This window comes from Sphingobacterium sp. ML3W (genome assembly GCF_000747525.1).
Lineage (GTDB): Bacteria > Bacteroidota > Bacteroidia > Sphingobacteriales > Sphingobacteriaceae > Sphingobacterium.
This window is the reverse complement of record NZ_CP009278.1, coordinates 3,844,835-3,860,626: the sequence shown is the minus strand read 5'-3', so window position 1 is coordinate 3,860,626 and position 15,792 is coordinate 3,844,835. Positions and strand designations below refer to the sequence as shown.

Here is a 15,792-nt window from a genome sequence, read left to right as displayed (position 1 = left end):
TTTAAGTTTCATTCAGCACAGTGTGGGTGTTGTTGCTTTTGTAAAGATGTAAACCTATGTATATGAATTACTTAGAGGATGTTCAGAGATTGTTTTTGTACTATAAGCAGTTAGTTGATAGTACTTTGAATCAGTTGAGTGATAGCCAGTTGTTTTGGCGTTACAATGAGGAGAGTAACAGTGTTGCTGTTCTTATCCAGCATATTTCCGGAAATATGAGGTCTCGTTTTACGGATTTTTTGACTTCGGATGGTGAAAAAGAATGGCGTAACCGGGATGCTGAGTTCGAGTTGATAGACGAAGACAAAACAAGGTTGTTTCTAGAATGGAATGAAGCGTGGGAAAATCTGTTTGCTACTTTGAAAACCCTAGAGTTTGATGATTTGAGTAAGATCGTTCATATTCGGAATCAAGGGCATACTGTTATAGAGGCTATTAATAGACAGTTGGCACATTATCCTTATCATGTGGGACAGATTGTGATGCTGGGAAAAATGATGAAAGGGAATAACTGGAGATCCTTATCTATTCCAAAGGGAGAGTCTGGAGTTTATAATGCTGTGCGGTTTACACAGGGCAGGCATATGGAACATTTTACCGATGAGATGTTGCGACATTTGGATGGTTAGTGTTCATTTATGCAATAGATACGCCTCCAAAAAGTCTCATCTTATTTGGAGGCGGAAATTTCTTTTTTTGATAAACTTAGTTTAGCTTATTAAGGTGAAGTCAATCTGGCGTTTGTCAAGGTCAACTTTTTTGACTTTAATCTGTACTTCATCACCCAATTGATATTTCTTTTTCTTACGTTGCCCAATGATGGCAAAGTTTTTTTCATCCAAGACATAAAAATCGTCGTTAATATCGCGAAGCCTGATCATTCCCTCACATTTATTTGATTGAATTTCCACATACATACCCCATTCTGTCACGCCAGAGATAATACCTGTGTATTCAGTTCCAATTTGCTCTTGAAGGAATTCTGCTTGTTTGTATTTGATCGAAGCGCGTTCTGCTTCCGCTGCTTTCTTTTCCATCTGTGAAGTATGTTCGCACATCTTCTCGTAATGATCGGCATTGATTTTATTTCCGCCATCAAGGTAGTAAGCTAGGAGCCTATGTACCATAACGTCGGGATAACGTCGGATAGGGGATGTAAAATGAGTATAATAATCAAATGCTAATCCGTAATGGCTTGTTCCTTTAGTCGTGTATATGGCTTTTGCCATGGAGCGAATAGCAAGGGAAGTTAACATATTCTGTTCTTTGCTACCTTCAATCTTGGTCATTAATGCATTTAAGGATTTGGCCGTTTCTTTATCCGATTTTATCGTTAATTTATGTCCAAATCGAGCTGCGAATTGTGAAAACGTTGCTAATGTTTCCGGATTGGGAACATCATGAAAACGGTAGACGAAAGGTAATTTATTTTTACCTTTTCCTTGTTTTCCGATATATTCGGCAACTTTTCTATTGGCAAGTAACATGAAGTCTTCAATAAGCTTATGCGCATCTTTCCTAACCTTAGTGTAGACACCTGTAGGCTTTCCATTCTCGTCCAATATAAACTTAACCTCTTCACTTTCAAAGGCAATTGCGCCATTCTTGAATTTGCGTTCGCGGAGGATATAAGCAAGTTCATTCAGTTTTAGGATCTCTGAAGAAAAATCACCTGTTTTTGTTTCGATGATCTCTTGCGCTTCTTCATAAGAAAAACGACGGTCTGAATGGATGATTGTTCTGCCAAACCACTGTTCTAGTACATTTGCATCCTCATCGAGCTCAAAGACAGCCGAGAAGCAAAGTTTATCCTCGTGGGGACGAAGTGAGCACACGCCATTGGACAATCGCTCTGGAAGCATAGGAATCACCCTGTCGACCAAGTACACAGAAGTACCTCTTTCGTATGCTTCTTTGTCTAATTCTGTTTCAGGAATGACAAAGTGGGAGACGTCTGCGATGTGAATTCCAATTTCGTAATTTCCATTCTCTAGTTGTTGAAACGAGATGGCATCATCAAAATCTTTGGCATCTGCGGGATCAATGGTGAAAGTGGTGATGTTTCGAAAATCTCTTCTTTTTGCAATCTCTTCTTTTGAGCAGGTTTCTGGTAGTGCGTTTGCTTCTTCCTCTACTTTTTTAGGAAATTTTAGTGGGAAACCGTAGTCTGCCAAGATGGCATTCATCTCGGTGTTGTTTTCTCCCTTTTTACCTAGAATAGTTTTGACTTTTCCGATTGGATTTTTAGCTCCTTCAGGCCAGTCAATGATGGAGACTACAGCCTTTTCGCCATCCTTCGCGCCAACAAGATTATCAAGTGGAATAAAGATGTCATGAAGCATTTTTTTGTCATCAGCAATGAAGAAGGCGAAGTTTTGTGAAAGGTTGATGATGCCGGTAAAATCTGTTTTGGCTCGTTGAATAATTTCGACAACTTCGCCTTCTTTTTTTCGGCCTCTGCTCTTCTCAAATGTATGTACCTTAACGATGTCTCCATGTAATGCTTGACGTAGTTTTCTAGGTGCTACGAAAATGTCATTTTCAAATTCGTCTTCGGGTATAATATAAGCAGATCCTTCAGCGGTCATATCGACTTTACCTGTTACGTAAACTTTGAGCTGACGAAGTTTAAACTTCCCTTTTTCAACCTCTATAAATGGGCTGTTTTTGGGTTGAGAAGTTAAGATATTGGCGATAGCTATTTTAGAATCGGAATCGTGAACGTTCAATTTTGATGCGACTTGTTTGTAGTTGAGGGCTTTGTTGCTTGACTTCTCAAAGATGTCGATGATGAGCTGTGTCAAAACCTCTTGATATGGGTTTTCTTTTTTTGTCGTCATACGTATTTATTTACTTTTTATCGTGTTATAAGTAGAGGAGAAGGTTGCTATGAATCATGATGTTTTTGGTATCTTTGATTGCGCTATTTCTCATGCCTTATCACTTACAAGATACGAATATTAATCTAGAATTACGGGTGTTTTTAAGGTGTTTATTATGTGTTTTTTATTTAGTGTATTTATTGTTTTCTTTAGCTTTGTTAATTATTTGGTAATCAGATTATTGCATTAATTGATGCTTAATGTTTCTGATGCTGTAAGTGGAGTAGGGAGTCAATTTCAAACTTTAGTGTAGAATTGTTCATTTAGCTAAAAATTTATTCCTTTATAATATCTTTATTATTCTTTTATAATAACCTTTGTTACAATGTGTTGTAATTCCTTAAGCTAAAATTTAGCTTATATATTATATTGTTTTTTAGCGCGCATTTGTGGCTGTTCAATCCATAGATATAATGGTTTCAAATTTTCATGAAACCATTATGTTTTAGAATATATTGTCAACAAATATTTTTATTTTTCCTGGCATTGGTCACATAAACCAAGGGCATTTATCGCTACAGCTTCGAGCTTATAACCTTTGGGAAGATTAAAGCTTGGGAGTGTGATTTCTTCCATACAATAAACGGAATTGCATCGTCTACAGATGAAGTGAATATGCTGGTCATGATGTTCATGTTCAGAGCAATTTGTAGAGCAAAGGGCATAAGTAGCAGTGCCATTCAGGTCAAAAATTTTATGTAAAATCCCCTTCTCTTCAAAAGAAGAGAGTACGCGATATAGGGTGACACGGTCGATTTCTTTACCTATTAATTTCTCTAATTCGGGTTGTGATATGGCCGATTTTTTAGTAGATATAATTTCCAAAGTACGCAATCTGGGTTGTGTCACTTTGAGTTGATATTGCTTTAGCAAAGCCGCAAAATCGACACTTTCAAATGCTGTTTTTTCTTGTTGTTGCTCTTTACTCATATGACAAAAATACATCATTATTCCTAGATAAAAAAACGGTCAAAAGTAGGTGTATAACACGCACTTTCGACCGTTCTTTTAAAATCGTTTTATTCTGAAATTATTTACCTGCCGCTTTAGCATGGTCAGCTAAGAAAGTAGCAAGACCGCTATCTGTTAAAGGGTGTTTCAATAAAGCTGTAATTGCTGATAAAGGACCTGTCATAACATCAGCTCCAATTTTAGCGCAACCTAGGATATGAGCACTGTTACGTACCGATGCAGCCAAAATCTGGGTAGGGAAACTGTAGTTATCATAGATCAAACGAATCTCTTCAATTAGGCCTAAACCATCTGTCGAAATGTCATCTAAACGTCCTATAAAAGGTGATACATAAGTTGCTCCAGCTTTAGCAGCTAATAATGCTTGACCTGCTGAAAAAACCAAAGTACAGTTTGTTTTGATTCCCTTTTTGCTGAAATATTTAATCGCTTTGATACCATCTTTGATCATAGGGACTTTAACAACAATCTTGTCATCTAATTTTGCAAGTGCTTCGCCTTCTTTGATCATTCCTTCGTAATTTGTAGAAATTACCTCTGCACTTACATCACCATCCACGATAGCACAGATTGCTTTGTAATGATTGATTACATTTTCGTCCCCACTGATTCCTTCTTTGGCCATTAAACTTGGGTTTGTAGTTACCCCATCTAATACACCTAAGTCCTGTGCTTCTTTGATTTGCTCTAAGTTTGCTGTGTCAATAAAAAATTTCATCTCGTATTGAATTGATTGTTAATTGTTTGGTTTATTTACCATTAAGTGGCAAAGTTATCGATTAAAATTCACTAATCTTGTGCTGAATTGAAATTACTGCACAAATATTGCTTAGTAATTCCTGTTCACTTATTTTACTCCTTTCATTTACTTCTATTATTCATTGATATGCAGTTATTTCGATCGCTTCAGTACCCTAATTTCAGACTACATATAATTGGTCAAGCGATTTCATTGATGGGAACTTGGATGCAGCGGGTCGCTATTAGCTGGTTGGTGTATAAATTAACGGGCTCAGTTTTTTGGTTGGGTTTTGTTTCTTTTATATCATTGCTTCCATCTTTGGTATTATCCCCATTTATCGGAAGTTTTGTCGATAAACATAAAAAGTACAAGCTTGTTTTTCTAACACAGATTGGTCTAATGATACAGGCGGGTATCTTGACATTACTGGTTTATCTTAAATTAGAGAACGTACTTTGGTTATCTGTGTTAGGGTTTACGCAAGGTGTAATTAATGCATTTGATGTATTGGGGAGGCAATCACTCATGGTGCATTTAGTCGAAAACAGAAAAGATTTACCCAATGCGATAGCGCTCAATTCTTCTATATTTAATGCTGCACGTATGGTGGGGCCAGCAATAGGAGGTATACTGTTGAGTACCTATGGAGAAATGATGTGTTTCAGTACTAATTTTCTGAGTTTTATCCCCGTTTTGATTACACTTTGGATGATGAATGTTACAGAAAGCGCAGACAATTTGAGTAAAGGGAGTAATTGGCAAGGCCTGGTCGAAGGTTTCTACTATCTAAAACGTTCTCCACATATTTTTTCCCTTATCATTGTCATGACTTTCTCGAGTTTATTGGTCATTCCATATACTTCATTATTGCCTGCTGTTGCTAAAGAAATGTTTAATGGGGATGCTACCACATTTTCTTGGTTTGAGAGCGCTGCAGGGCTTGGGGCGATGATTGGGGCTATTAATATGGCTCGGTTGAAGTCTGGGACTAATATGCGCTATCAAGTGATGGGGGCAGCTTTATTATTAGGAGCAGCTTTGTTTTTATTAGGTCATTCTTCTGTATTGGTCTTAGCACTTGTGTATACCGCCATTGTTTCTTTTGCTATGATGATTCAAAACTCCAGTATCAACACCTACATTCAAACCCATGCGATGCCGATGTATAGAGCGCGCGCAATTTCATATTATGTGATGGCATTTCAAGGGGTTTTTCCAATAGGAAGCTTAATGATTGGAGCTTTTGCTAGCTATTTTGGTCTTAGAAGCACACTTTATTTTATGGGTGTGGCCGGAGTGTTGATTGCTTTATCATACTATTTATATTTGCGACTGCATATACACAAAAGGTTATTTAAGTTTTAACCTTCTTTTAAGCAATTTGAGCGTTTTTTTCTTGTAATCGATGATAGCGCCATAAGGGGCTAAAATATCACCACCTATAACACCAATGACAGGTTGCAAGTTCATCTGTTCGTATGCATAGTTGATAGAACTCAGATCTAAAACTGCAGCTTTATAATTTTTGATGCTCCAGTCTTGGATTTTGAAAATTGGAATCTGTATAAGAAAGCTTTGCATTGTATTGGTTCCGAGACCTGTTGATAAGGTATCTGTTGTTTCCAGTTGGAATTGTTCGGCATGAATCTGTTCCAATTGGTTTTTATCAAAAACTGTTTTTGAAGCCCCTGTATCCAACACCATCAGATGAACCGTATCAAACAACATGACTTCAACTAAGATATGAGTGCCTTGTTCCTGTAATTGTAAAAGTTGTAGTGGTATGATCGACATGCTTCAAACATAGAGAAAATATGTTCTTTCTGAAAGGAGAAACTCGATTTATTTATTAATCATTTTACTTGGTCAAGGGTTTGGCGCAAGGCTGTAGGGTCGCTTAGATTCTTAAATTGAGTAGGAGTCAAACCTGTATTTTTTTTGAATTGATTGCTCAGGTAGGCAGTACTCGAATAGTTAAGTTTTTCAGCTATCTCAGCTAAAGAAAGTTCGTCGTATATCAATAATTCTTTAATATATTCTATTTTTTGAATTATCGCATATTTTTCGATACTAATACTGGTGACAGAAGAAAAGAGCGCGCTTAAAGAGCTGTATTCAACGTTTAAGTTACTGCTCAATATCTCGGAAAGGTTTTTATTTAAAAAATCATAAGGTTGGCGAGTATAGTCGATAATCAACAATTTTATTTTCTCAATAATACGGGTGTTTTTATCGTCGATTAATTCAAATCCGATAGTATGAAGGTTTTCCTGCAGTTGAGTCCTTTGTTCTGAATTTAAATCCGAATCAAGTGTAACTACACCTAATTGTAGGTCATGATAGGAGATATGCAACTCTTTAAATATATTTCCTACAGCCATTTTACATCTATTGCAGACCATATTTTTTATAAAGAGTTGCATATTATTTTTTATAAAACGTTAATTTCTTTTAGTACATTATTCATATTCCGGACAGCATCGGCACTTTTATGTAACTTTTGCTTTTCCTCTTCAGATAGATTCAAAGGTACAATTTTATTCCAACCATTTTTATTTATGATGACTGGAACGCCTAATGTGATATCTGATAAACCAAATTCTCCTTCCAAAAGCACACTTGCTGTAAACAGTTTGTTTTGGTTTCTAACAATGCTTTCCACGACAGCAGCAGTGGCTGCTCCGGGTGCATACCAAGCTGATGTACCGATTAGGGATGTTAATGTTGCGCCGCCAACCATGGTTTTCTGTACGACCTCATCTTGTTCCGCTTCAGTTAAAAAATCACTCACAGCTATGCTATTCCAAGTCGCATGTTTTATCAGTGGTATCATCGTAGTATCACCATGACCACCTATGACGATAGCATTGAGGTCACTTGCTGAGGCATTTAATTTTTGACTCAATTGGTATTTAAATCGTGCAGAATCTAATGTTCCACCCATACCAATAATTCTATTTTTGGGTAATCCAGAGCTTTTAAGTGCCAGATAGGTCATAGTATCCATCGGGTTGGAAACAATAACAATAACGATATCTGGAGAATGTTTTACCAAATTATCGACTACTGTTTTAACAATATTGGCATTTGTTCCTATTAACTCCTCTCGTGTCATCCCTGGCTTTCGCGGAATTCCTGAGGTAATAACTGCAACTGAAGACCCTGCTGTGGCACTATAATCACTGGTAACACCTGTTATCTTGGAGTCGAAGCCCAATAAGGCAGCTGTTTGTGACATATCCTGTGCCTTGCCTTCTGCAAAACCTTCTTTGATATCCAATAGGATGATTTCTTCGGCAACGTTTCTTCTTATTAAATTATCTGCTGTTGTTGCTCCAACCGCTCCCGCTCCAACTATTGTAACTTTCATAAGCTTATTAATTTTGGTCCTCGTCGTTAATTTTGTTTAATTTACTTAATAAATTGTAGGAATACAATTAAGTGATATAAAAAAACAGTAAAATAAAAAGGGAGAAACATTGTTTCTCCCTTTTTATTAGAATGGATAGCCGATAGCTAAATTGAACATCAGGTTGTTTTTTCGCCAAGCTCTACTTCCCAAATCGATATCTTTTATCACCCATCGATCACCTTTTTCTAAATAAGGCACACGTAGAGGTATTGCAAAATCTGTTCTAAGAATCAGGAAAGTGAAGTCAAACCTTAGTCCCAAACCTCCTCCAACAGCTAATTCTGTTAAGAAGTCTTTACTGAATTTTGCACCGGGCTTTTCTTCATCTGTATTTTGAAGCCATACGTTACCCGCATCAATGAATGCAGCCCAATGTACAAATCCTGCTAATTTAGCACGGTATTCTGTATTTAGTTCCAATTTGATATCTCCGGTTTGGTCTGCATAGAATTTATCAGTTCCTATATTCTGTGGCTTTAATGTTCCAGGTCCAATGGCTCGAGCTGCAAAGGCTCGAATACTATTTGGTCCCCCTACATAATATTGTTTTAAGTAGGGAAGGGCACGAGAGTTACCATACGAGTAACTGAGACCCAAACTAACACGGGAGGCAAGTTGCGAATTTTCACTCAGTTTCAGGTAGTGCCTACCGTCTCCACTTATCTTAATATATTGCGAGAAATAGGCGTCAAAAAGTTTAAATGTTTTTCCCTCTTTATAATTAGCACCTTTAATTAAACCGATTACATTACCTGATAAATCTAGATTACCTTTAAAATAAAAGGTGTTCTTTAGATTTTTGTTCATCGTGTTGGATAATGTGAAATTGTAATTGGGTCCAATCGTAAATTGTGGTTCAATCGCGTGTTTCAGCGTTGGTACAGTATCCATTTGAGCTTTATATTCGTCCGAGATACGGCTCGGTTGAACATAAGTGATCTCGATTAAACCCAAATCATGTTGTTTTTCTTCTGACTCTTGCCAAATATAACCGTAGTCCAATGTAAGTGAACGTAGGGTATAAGCCTTTGTTCTATTTAGAAATTCAAAACCTGTCTTGATATAAGTTTTCGGAATAAATCTACGGCTCGGGTCAATCTTAAAGGGCGACAAAATGCGAGGGAAAGTCAATGTAAGATCGGCACCATAGCGGTAGTAGCTTGAATTAAGGCTGACACTTCCACCTGTTTGGGTCTCATATCCTCCGAAGACATTGAGACTTAGTAATTCGGCTCCTTTAAAGGCATTACGAAGTTGCCAGTTAACATTCAGCTCTGAACCATTGTAGACAGAAGCCATTTTACCCAATAATTCAACACGGATTGATTTCTTCGGAAGAGGTGTCAGGTAGTAATACACATCTAGACCATTTTTGACCTCCTTGCTATCGACAAAATTGTTCTTTACAAATTTAAAACTGTTGAGATTAACCAAATGGCTAATGGTTTTGTTATGCGCTCCTCGATTATAGCGATCCCCTTTTCTAAAGAAAATATGATTGGCTATAACCGGTTTTCTAAAGGTGTTTTTTGGGTCAATAAAATAGAGAGAACTGTCAAATAATTGGGGATTACGTGGTGCACGTTGGTAACCTGTACCTTCATCTGTATAGTTTGGATAGATGTAAATATTATTAATTTGCGACGGAGCTTTCGCAATCGCAGGTGTTTCGGGCTTAATCGTTACAAATAAATCAACTTTATGGTCACCAATGGTACTATCCACTTCTACTAAAATGTAATCAGGGCTAAAATAGTAATATCCTATATTTTTGAGTTCATTATCGATACGATCACGCTCGTTCATAATATCATCCAAGTTATAGTGTTTCCCCACTTTTAAAAGGGATTTATCTCGTGATTGGAGAATATCCCTCCCGAGTTGTTTTGTGCTGTCTACAGAAAACGTGACGCTTTTGATGCGGTAAATAAGATTGGTGGTAGCAATATAGTGAATCGTAGCTTCCTTATCCTTAACCGTTGTATCTGATTTCACCTCAGCATTGAAAAAACCAATATTTTCAAGTCTATTTCGGAGCAGATTTTCATTATATTCTCTATTGACATCACTCAGTAGAACAGGTTCTTCACCCATCTTTTTTAATTGTCGACGTATGAAATTTTTCCCCACAGAGTCACCGGCCATATTATTAAAAGCCAGTTTATAACGCCAACCAAATAATGATTTATTTGGTTGTGGTGTAAGCACTGCTTCTAGATGGGTTGCTAATGCTTCTTTCTGTGCTTTAGGTATCGTATCCGACTCAATGTCAACGTGACCATCGACATAAAGAGACTGACCTTCTTTTAGGTTTTTGGTGGTCGAACAAGAGGCAATGAAAAGCCCTAGCATAATGGTTAGTGCTATAAATTGATTGTTATTTTTCATTGTTCTCCCTTTCTTCATTTCTAATCACTTTTTCTTCTATGGTATCTACTTTTTGATCAGTAGAATCTGTTTTATTGTCTGTACTTGTTTTCTTAATTGTGCGCTTTTGTTCCCGATCTAACATACGTTTCTTGTATTTATCAGGATCAACACGCATCATACTATCTCGGATTGCGTAGCGTACACTGTCCCGATAAACGGAGTCGGTTTCCATACGTTCAACATCAAAGCGTTTTCTGAAACTTTTGCTTCGGGTATTATATTCATTCAGTTTTTTTGAATTCATCCAAATTTCTTTGAATTTATTATAACTCATATTGATGATAAAACCGATACCTGTCTCCACATATTGTCCTTGTAATGTCACTTGGTATTGATTTTTACGATACACACGTGCAAAATATCGACCATCAGGAGATAATTGGTAATCTAAACTAATATCACCAGCGATATTAGCCGCCTGTTCTCCAGGTCTCGAATTACCCTCCACCTCAAAATTGGATCCAATGGTGATTTTTAGGCGATCGTTAAACAACATTTTGGAAACCCCAATATTTAAATCCGTTCTCGTCTCGCCAACTCCAGTGGTAAAGTCTTCTTCAGATTGTAGGTTGAAATCTAACTCAACGCCTGTAATTAAATCGGATGCTAGACGATTTAACTGTGATGATAACAACGAACTCACGCTATTACGAGCCATGGATTCGACTCCACCGCCACCAGATAAGCTCTCAAATGGATTGGAAGCTAAGAAGCGCCCTAATACAATTAGCGAGAACACCTGCTTATTCATCTCAGAGGGGTCTGATCGAAGTTGTGAAAGTGCATTGTTTACCTTACTCACGACATCTTGTGAGACAATAGCATTATTTTCATCCAAATCAATGTCAAATCCTAATTTGGGAGCAAATAGCTGCTCTGTAATCAATAAGTTAACGTTAAATGGAACACGCTGTTTATATAAGTTTGAATTATCTGCGCCCAATTGTGTTTGTACCAATTCTAGAGTAGGAGCTTTAACTTTATATACGGCGGTAATATCCATTCGAGCATCCAGTGGATCCCCTGCCCAAGTAATGGTACTACCTTCTTTGAATAAGAATTCACGTTTTACGGGACCGAATGAAAAGGAGTAACTTCCTTTATCTACGGTATATGTCCCTGACATTGTTATTTTATTACTGGCATCAATTCCTGCATTCAGCTCTGCTTCACCTTGAATGTTTAAAGCATCTTGCGAACCTTCATCTATGATAACTTTGAATTTTGCATTTTTGTCAGTTTGTAAATTTAAAGTAACATCTATTCCCGTTAATTTCGTTGTTGTTAGAGAGTCCAACCGTGCAAAGACATTTGTTGCTGTGGTATCACTTTTATCTACAAACTCCACAACACCTTTTCGTTCAACCATGCCTGGGTCGTCATTAGGCATGATGAAAACAAAATCAGTTTTATCCTGTACTTTGATATTTCCATCGACAACAGGCTTATCTAAGGTACCACGAATCCGTAAATCCGATGAAACATACATTTTACCAAAGAATAAGTCATTGTCCTGACGGGTTGAATTAACAACCTCAAAATTATCAGTTTTAAGATTCAGATTGAAATCATAATCCAAGTAGTTACTGGTTAGTATAGTTCCATTTAATGCACCAACATTTCCCTTTTTATCTTTAACATTGAAATCTGAGAATAGTATACCTTTATTGTTAAATCTGATTTTCTCATTGTCAATAAAGAATGATGCATTTAGCATGGCAACGTTAAACTCTGCGGAGTTGAAATTCAAGTCTCCGTCAATTACTGGCCGGTTAGTTGTCCCGGATATTTTAAGTTCTCCTTGTAGGTCGCCCTTAGATTCTTTTAAATAACCGAAACTAAAAGCTTGTATGGTACGCATTTTTAAAGGAGCGATATTCAACACAGCATTAAAAGTAGCATCTCCCTTAGGTGGACTTATAAACTCGCCAATTAAACTCACATTATTGCCATTTTCTGTAATACTGACATTTGCCGCATAGGTATTTTCCTTTTCGTTATTGACCTTAATGTTTACATTACCAATTGTATCCGTCCCAAGATAAAATTTGTCAATTCCAATATCTGAAACGAATACAGGATTACTTTCCAAACGAGAGATAGTAGCCTGACCATTAATACCACCTCCGAGGTTCATATCTTCTGCAGCAATCATTTTACTTAACGTTTCAATTCTAAAGTTTTTGAAAAGCAAGTCAATAGGAGAGTTAAGAACAGTGTCCTGCGATTTAATTTCTAATAACTGTCCGTTGTTTTCCAAAGTGAAATTATGCGCTTGAAGTCCCGATTTACCAAATGATAACACGTTTGTGCTGTCTACTTTCCATTTTTCATAGTTTAACATCAAACCGTCCTCAAGAAGGCTAAATAAGAAATCTCCATGGTGAACCTTCATATTGGCACCTAAATGATATTGTTCTTTGTCTTTATTATCTTTAATCCAGAGACCGAAGTCTAAGTTGTTTTTGATGACTTTACCACTGAATACAGTGTTAATCAATTCGATGTTACTCACTTTGATCTTATTGATAAGAGCTGAATAGTACATGGTGCTATCGACGGTCGTAAGATCGAAAGAAACACTATTAATATCTGTACCCGCATAGACAATTTTTGGAGCTTCTAATTTAGCCTGAATCAATTTATCTTTACTGTTAAACATACCATCTAGCGTGATATCTTTCATCTCGGTAAGATCAGGTAGAAACTCTTTTATAAATTTGGTTCTTGTCAACTGCGCAGAAAATTCAAATTGTTGGTCTTCGTACTTTGGAATGACAACAGGGGCACCAGGTTGATAATATACATGGGCAATATCTTGAATGGCCGAACCTAGTTCCATTAATTTATATTTTCCAACCAAATGGGCATTAAGAAAAGCAGATTGTAACATGAGTAGGTTTCTACTGCTATCAGAACGTGCAATAAGTGATATGCTATCTAAGACGTAGCGTTCGTTATTGTAGGCAATAGATGAATTGATGATGTGAGCCTTTCCATTTAAATAGTTAAGATCTGCAGTTTCGAAATTACCCACTATTTTACCATGATAACGGAAATCATCGTCCATTAAATGTAGATTCTTAAGATTGATGCTGTCTACCATTAATTCAAAATTTATCTTTGGATATCGGTCTCGCATATCAGCAGTAGCATTTAAATCGAATTTGATATTGGGGTCGATGCTGTTAATCTTGGCATGGATATCTCCCGCATCAGCCTCTACATTCATATCGATGTTTTGATAACGGTAACCTAGTGCATCCAACTGAATCAGCTTCCCATCAACATTTGCCATAGCTTTTTTAAGGTCGAGTCCATGTCCTTTTAAATTAGCTTCAAATGATAATATTCCTAACACCGAATCTTGTTTCAATATTTTCCCTATATCAAAGTCACTGATCGATACGAAGGCATCATAAGTGGTGTCTCGAGTGGACATGTCAAAATTACCATTAACTTTTGCGGTTCCTTTTTCGGTAACTAATGCGAGGTTCGTATTGAAAGCTTGCATCCCACCTTTAAATGTACCGGTTAAGCCAATCGCATTAGGAAGCTCTAAGTCTTTAGGAAACATGGATTTCGCAACCAATTGCTCTATATCCGAACGACCGGTTGTGAACTTCTTGAGTTGCAGGTCTATCGTCATTTTATCTACATCAGGTAGACCTTTTATCCTTGCACTGGCCAGTATTTTTGTATTTGATAATGTGCTGAAATCTAAATTTGGAATGTTTAAATCATTAAGCTTACCAATTATTTTACCATCAATATTGAATTTTTTATTCATTAATGGCTGCATAACCTCCATGGTATCCAAGAAAGGTGCGAAATAATAAATATCACGCATATCGATGTGACTCTTTTTTATATTGGCATTTACAGCAAGCAATGCTGGATTTTCCGATATGGCTTCTAAAGATGGGTAAGTTATTTTGATATAATCTTGCAATAAGGTGTTTTGGGTTGCTGCATATAGGTTTTTTATCTCAGCACCTGTATTGGTATAAATGAAATCAGCTTTTAGGCCTTTGATTTCGAAACCTGAGTGGTCTTTGGCAGTTAAGGACTTTAGAGAACCACTTATCGAATCAGCACTATAATATAGGTCGTTCATCGATGTATTGATAGCAGGTATTTTTATATTGAAGTAATCGAAGCCTTTCATCCGTGCTTGATTGTCATCTTTATACCAAACGTGTGTATCATTGATATTGATATCTTTAACGGATACGACCCAATTGATTTTGCTAGGAGTAGAGACTGTGTTTTTTTCCGTTACTGGTTTAGTAACTTGTGCGATTTTGTCAAATAACACCTCTGCATCGGAGCCGTCAAGGTTTATTTTTTCAATAGCAACATGTTCTTTATTAAGGTCGATACTGTTGATTTCCGCATATAATTTTTGTATAGCAAACTTTGTTTTTAGTTTGGATGATTTATCTTCATATCGAACATTGATATTTTTTAAGTCAGCAGTATTGATTCCAATATCGGGTAATAGCGATGTGACGATAGCAGTAGAATCTGTAATACCAAAATCTTCAACACTGGGTGCCGTTCCTTCTTGTACGGGATTCCATTGTGTCACAACAGCATTAAGTCCATCAATATTGATTTTTGGTAAATCAAAAGCCATGTTTTTAGTCAAATCAAATTTTTTGATTCGTGTATTGAAATGTTTCAAATAGACATCAGCACTGGTGCCAATTACATCATCTGCATAGACAATATGGAAACGCTCGAAGAGTACCTTGTCCATATTGAAAACCATTGCAGAAGAGGTATCGGTCTTGGTATCCTTATTTTCAGGACCAGCAAATGCTTTGATAATATAGTCGAAGTTAAAGCTACTATCTGGGAGAGAACGACGAATTTTTGCCGTAATACCTGTCGCTTCCAATTGTTGGATCTCCACGGTGTTGTTCAGCAATTTCATCATATTGATATCGACTTTAATTGCTTCGCCAGCCACTAATGTATCTCTTGATTGGTCTTCAAGGTAGATGTTTTCAAGAACTAGTTTTTTAGGAAATTCGATATTGATACTTCCGATATGGAAGGGAGTGCCAATTTTCCCTTCTACATAGCTAGTCACTTTTCCTGCAATATAATTTTGCACGGAAGGAAGTCGAATTAAAAAAATAATTAGAAGTAGAAGTCCGATTACAGATCCAACAATCCATAATAGGGTCTTTAATGCGATACGGCTAAATTTATTCAAAATATGTATTAGTCTTTTATGAACCCTTAATTTAATATGATAACGTAAAACAAGTAAATATGTTTATACTTTTATTCCTAATAACGCTACGCTTACCTTTAGAAGGGATGTGAATGTTTAAGTTTTTCCC

10 protein-coding genes are annotated in these 15,792 nt (G+C 36.7%); 2 read left to right on the top strand and 8 right to left on the bottom strand.

Features of this window, described 5'->3' with window-relative positions; translation table 11 throughout:
* The first annotated feature begins 62 nt into the window (after positions 1-62).
* Positions 63-629 (top strand): DUF1572 family protein, encoded by a 567-nt coding sequence (locus KO02_RS16490; protein WP_038700041.1) that lies wholly within the window; start codon positions 63-65, stop codon positions 627-629.
* 81 nt (positions 630-710) lie between these two features.
* Here KO02_RS16490 and rnr read toward each other — a convergent pair whose 3' ends face one another.
* The 3 genes from rnr to fsa all read right to left on the bottom strand — a co-directional run bounded on the left by rnr (position 711) and on the right by fsa (position 4,572).
* On the bottom strand, positions 711-2,840 hold the full coding sequence (gene rnr, locus KO02_RS16485) for a ribonuclease R (RefSeq protein WP_038700039.1): 2,130 nt from the start codon (positions 2,838-2,840) through the stop codon (positions 711-713).
* 513 nt (positions 2,841-3,353) lie between these two features.
* Complete coding sequence (locus KO02_RS16480) at positions 3,354-3,812, bottom strand: Fur family transcriptional regulator (RefSeq protein ID WP_051960000.1); 459 nt, start codon at positions 3,810-3,812, stop codon at positions 3,354-3,356.
* 100 nt (positions 3,813-3,912) lie between these two features.
* The gene (fsa, locus tag KO02_RS16475) at positions 3,913-4,572 is read right to left on the bottom strand and encodes a fructose-6-phosphate aldolase (protein WP_038700037.1); all 660 of its coding nucleotides are present in this window, start codon (positions 4,570-4,572) and stop codon (positions 3,913-3,915) included.
* A gap of 168 nt (positions 4,573-4,740) precedes the next feature.
* Here fsa and KO02_RS16470 point away from each other — a divergent pair, with 168 nt between their 5' ends.
* Entirely contained in the window at positions 4,741-5,961 is a 1,221-nt protein-coding gene (locus tag KO02_RS16470) for an MFS transporter (RefSeq protein WP_038700035.1), read from the top strand.
* On the opposite strand, the gene KO02_RS16465 is transcribed toward KO02_RS16470, so the two are convergent.
* The 5 genes from KO02_RS16465 to KO02_RS16445 all read right to left on the bottom strand — a co-directional run bounded on the left by KO02_RS16465 (position 5,947) and on the right by KO02_RS16445 (position 15,662).
* On the bottom strand, positions 5,947-6,390 hold the full coding sequence (locus tag KO02_RS16465) for an aspartyl protease family protein (RefSeq protein WP_038700033.1): 444 nt from the start codon (positions 6,388-6,390) through the stop codon (positions 5,947-5,949). The genes KO02_RS16470 and KO02_RS16465 overlap by 15 nt on opposite strands.
* 59 nt (positions 6,391-6,449) lie before the next feature.
* Positions 6,450-6,977 (bottom strand): helix-turn-helix domain-containing protein, encoded by a 528-nt coding sequence (locus KO02_RS16460; RefSeq protein ID WP_200878562.1) that lies wholly within the window; start codon positions 6,975-6,977, stop codon positions 6,450-6,452.
* A 50-nt stretch (positions 6,978-7,027) separates the two neighbouring features.
* Positions 7,028-7,966 carry a malate dehydrogenase gene (locus KO02_RS16455; protein WP_038700029.1) on the bottom strand — a complete coding sequence of 313 codons (939 nt, stop codon included), beginning with the start codon at positions 7,964-7,966 and terminating at the stop codon, positions 7,028-7,030.
* A gap of 126 nt (positions 7,967-8,092) precedes the next feature.
* Complete coding sequence (locus KO02_RS16450; protein WP_235212279.1) at positions 8,093-10,396, bottom strand: BamA/TamA family outer membrane protein; 2,304 nt, start codon at positions 10,394-10,396, stop codon at positions 8,093-8,095.
* Positions 10,386-15,662, bottom strand: a complete 5,277-nt coding sequence (locus KO02_RS16445; RefSeq protein WP_038700025.1) for a translocation/assembly module TamB — start codon at positions 15,660-15,662, stop codon at positions 10,386-10,388. The genes KO02_RS16450 and KO02_RS16445 overlap by 11 nt, the downstream gene beginning before the upstream one ends.
* Between the last annotated feature and the right edge of the window lie 130 nt (positions 15,663-15,792).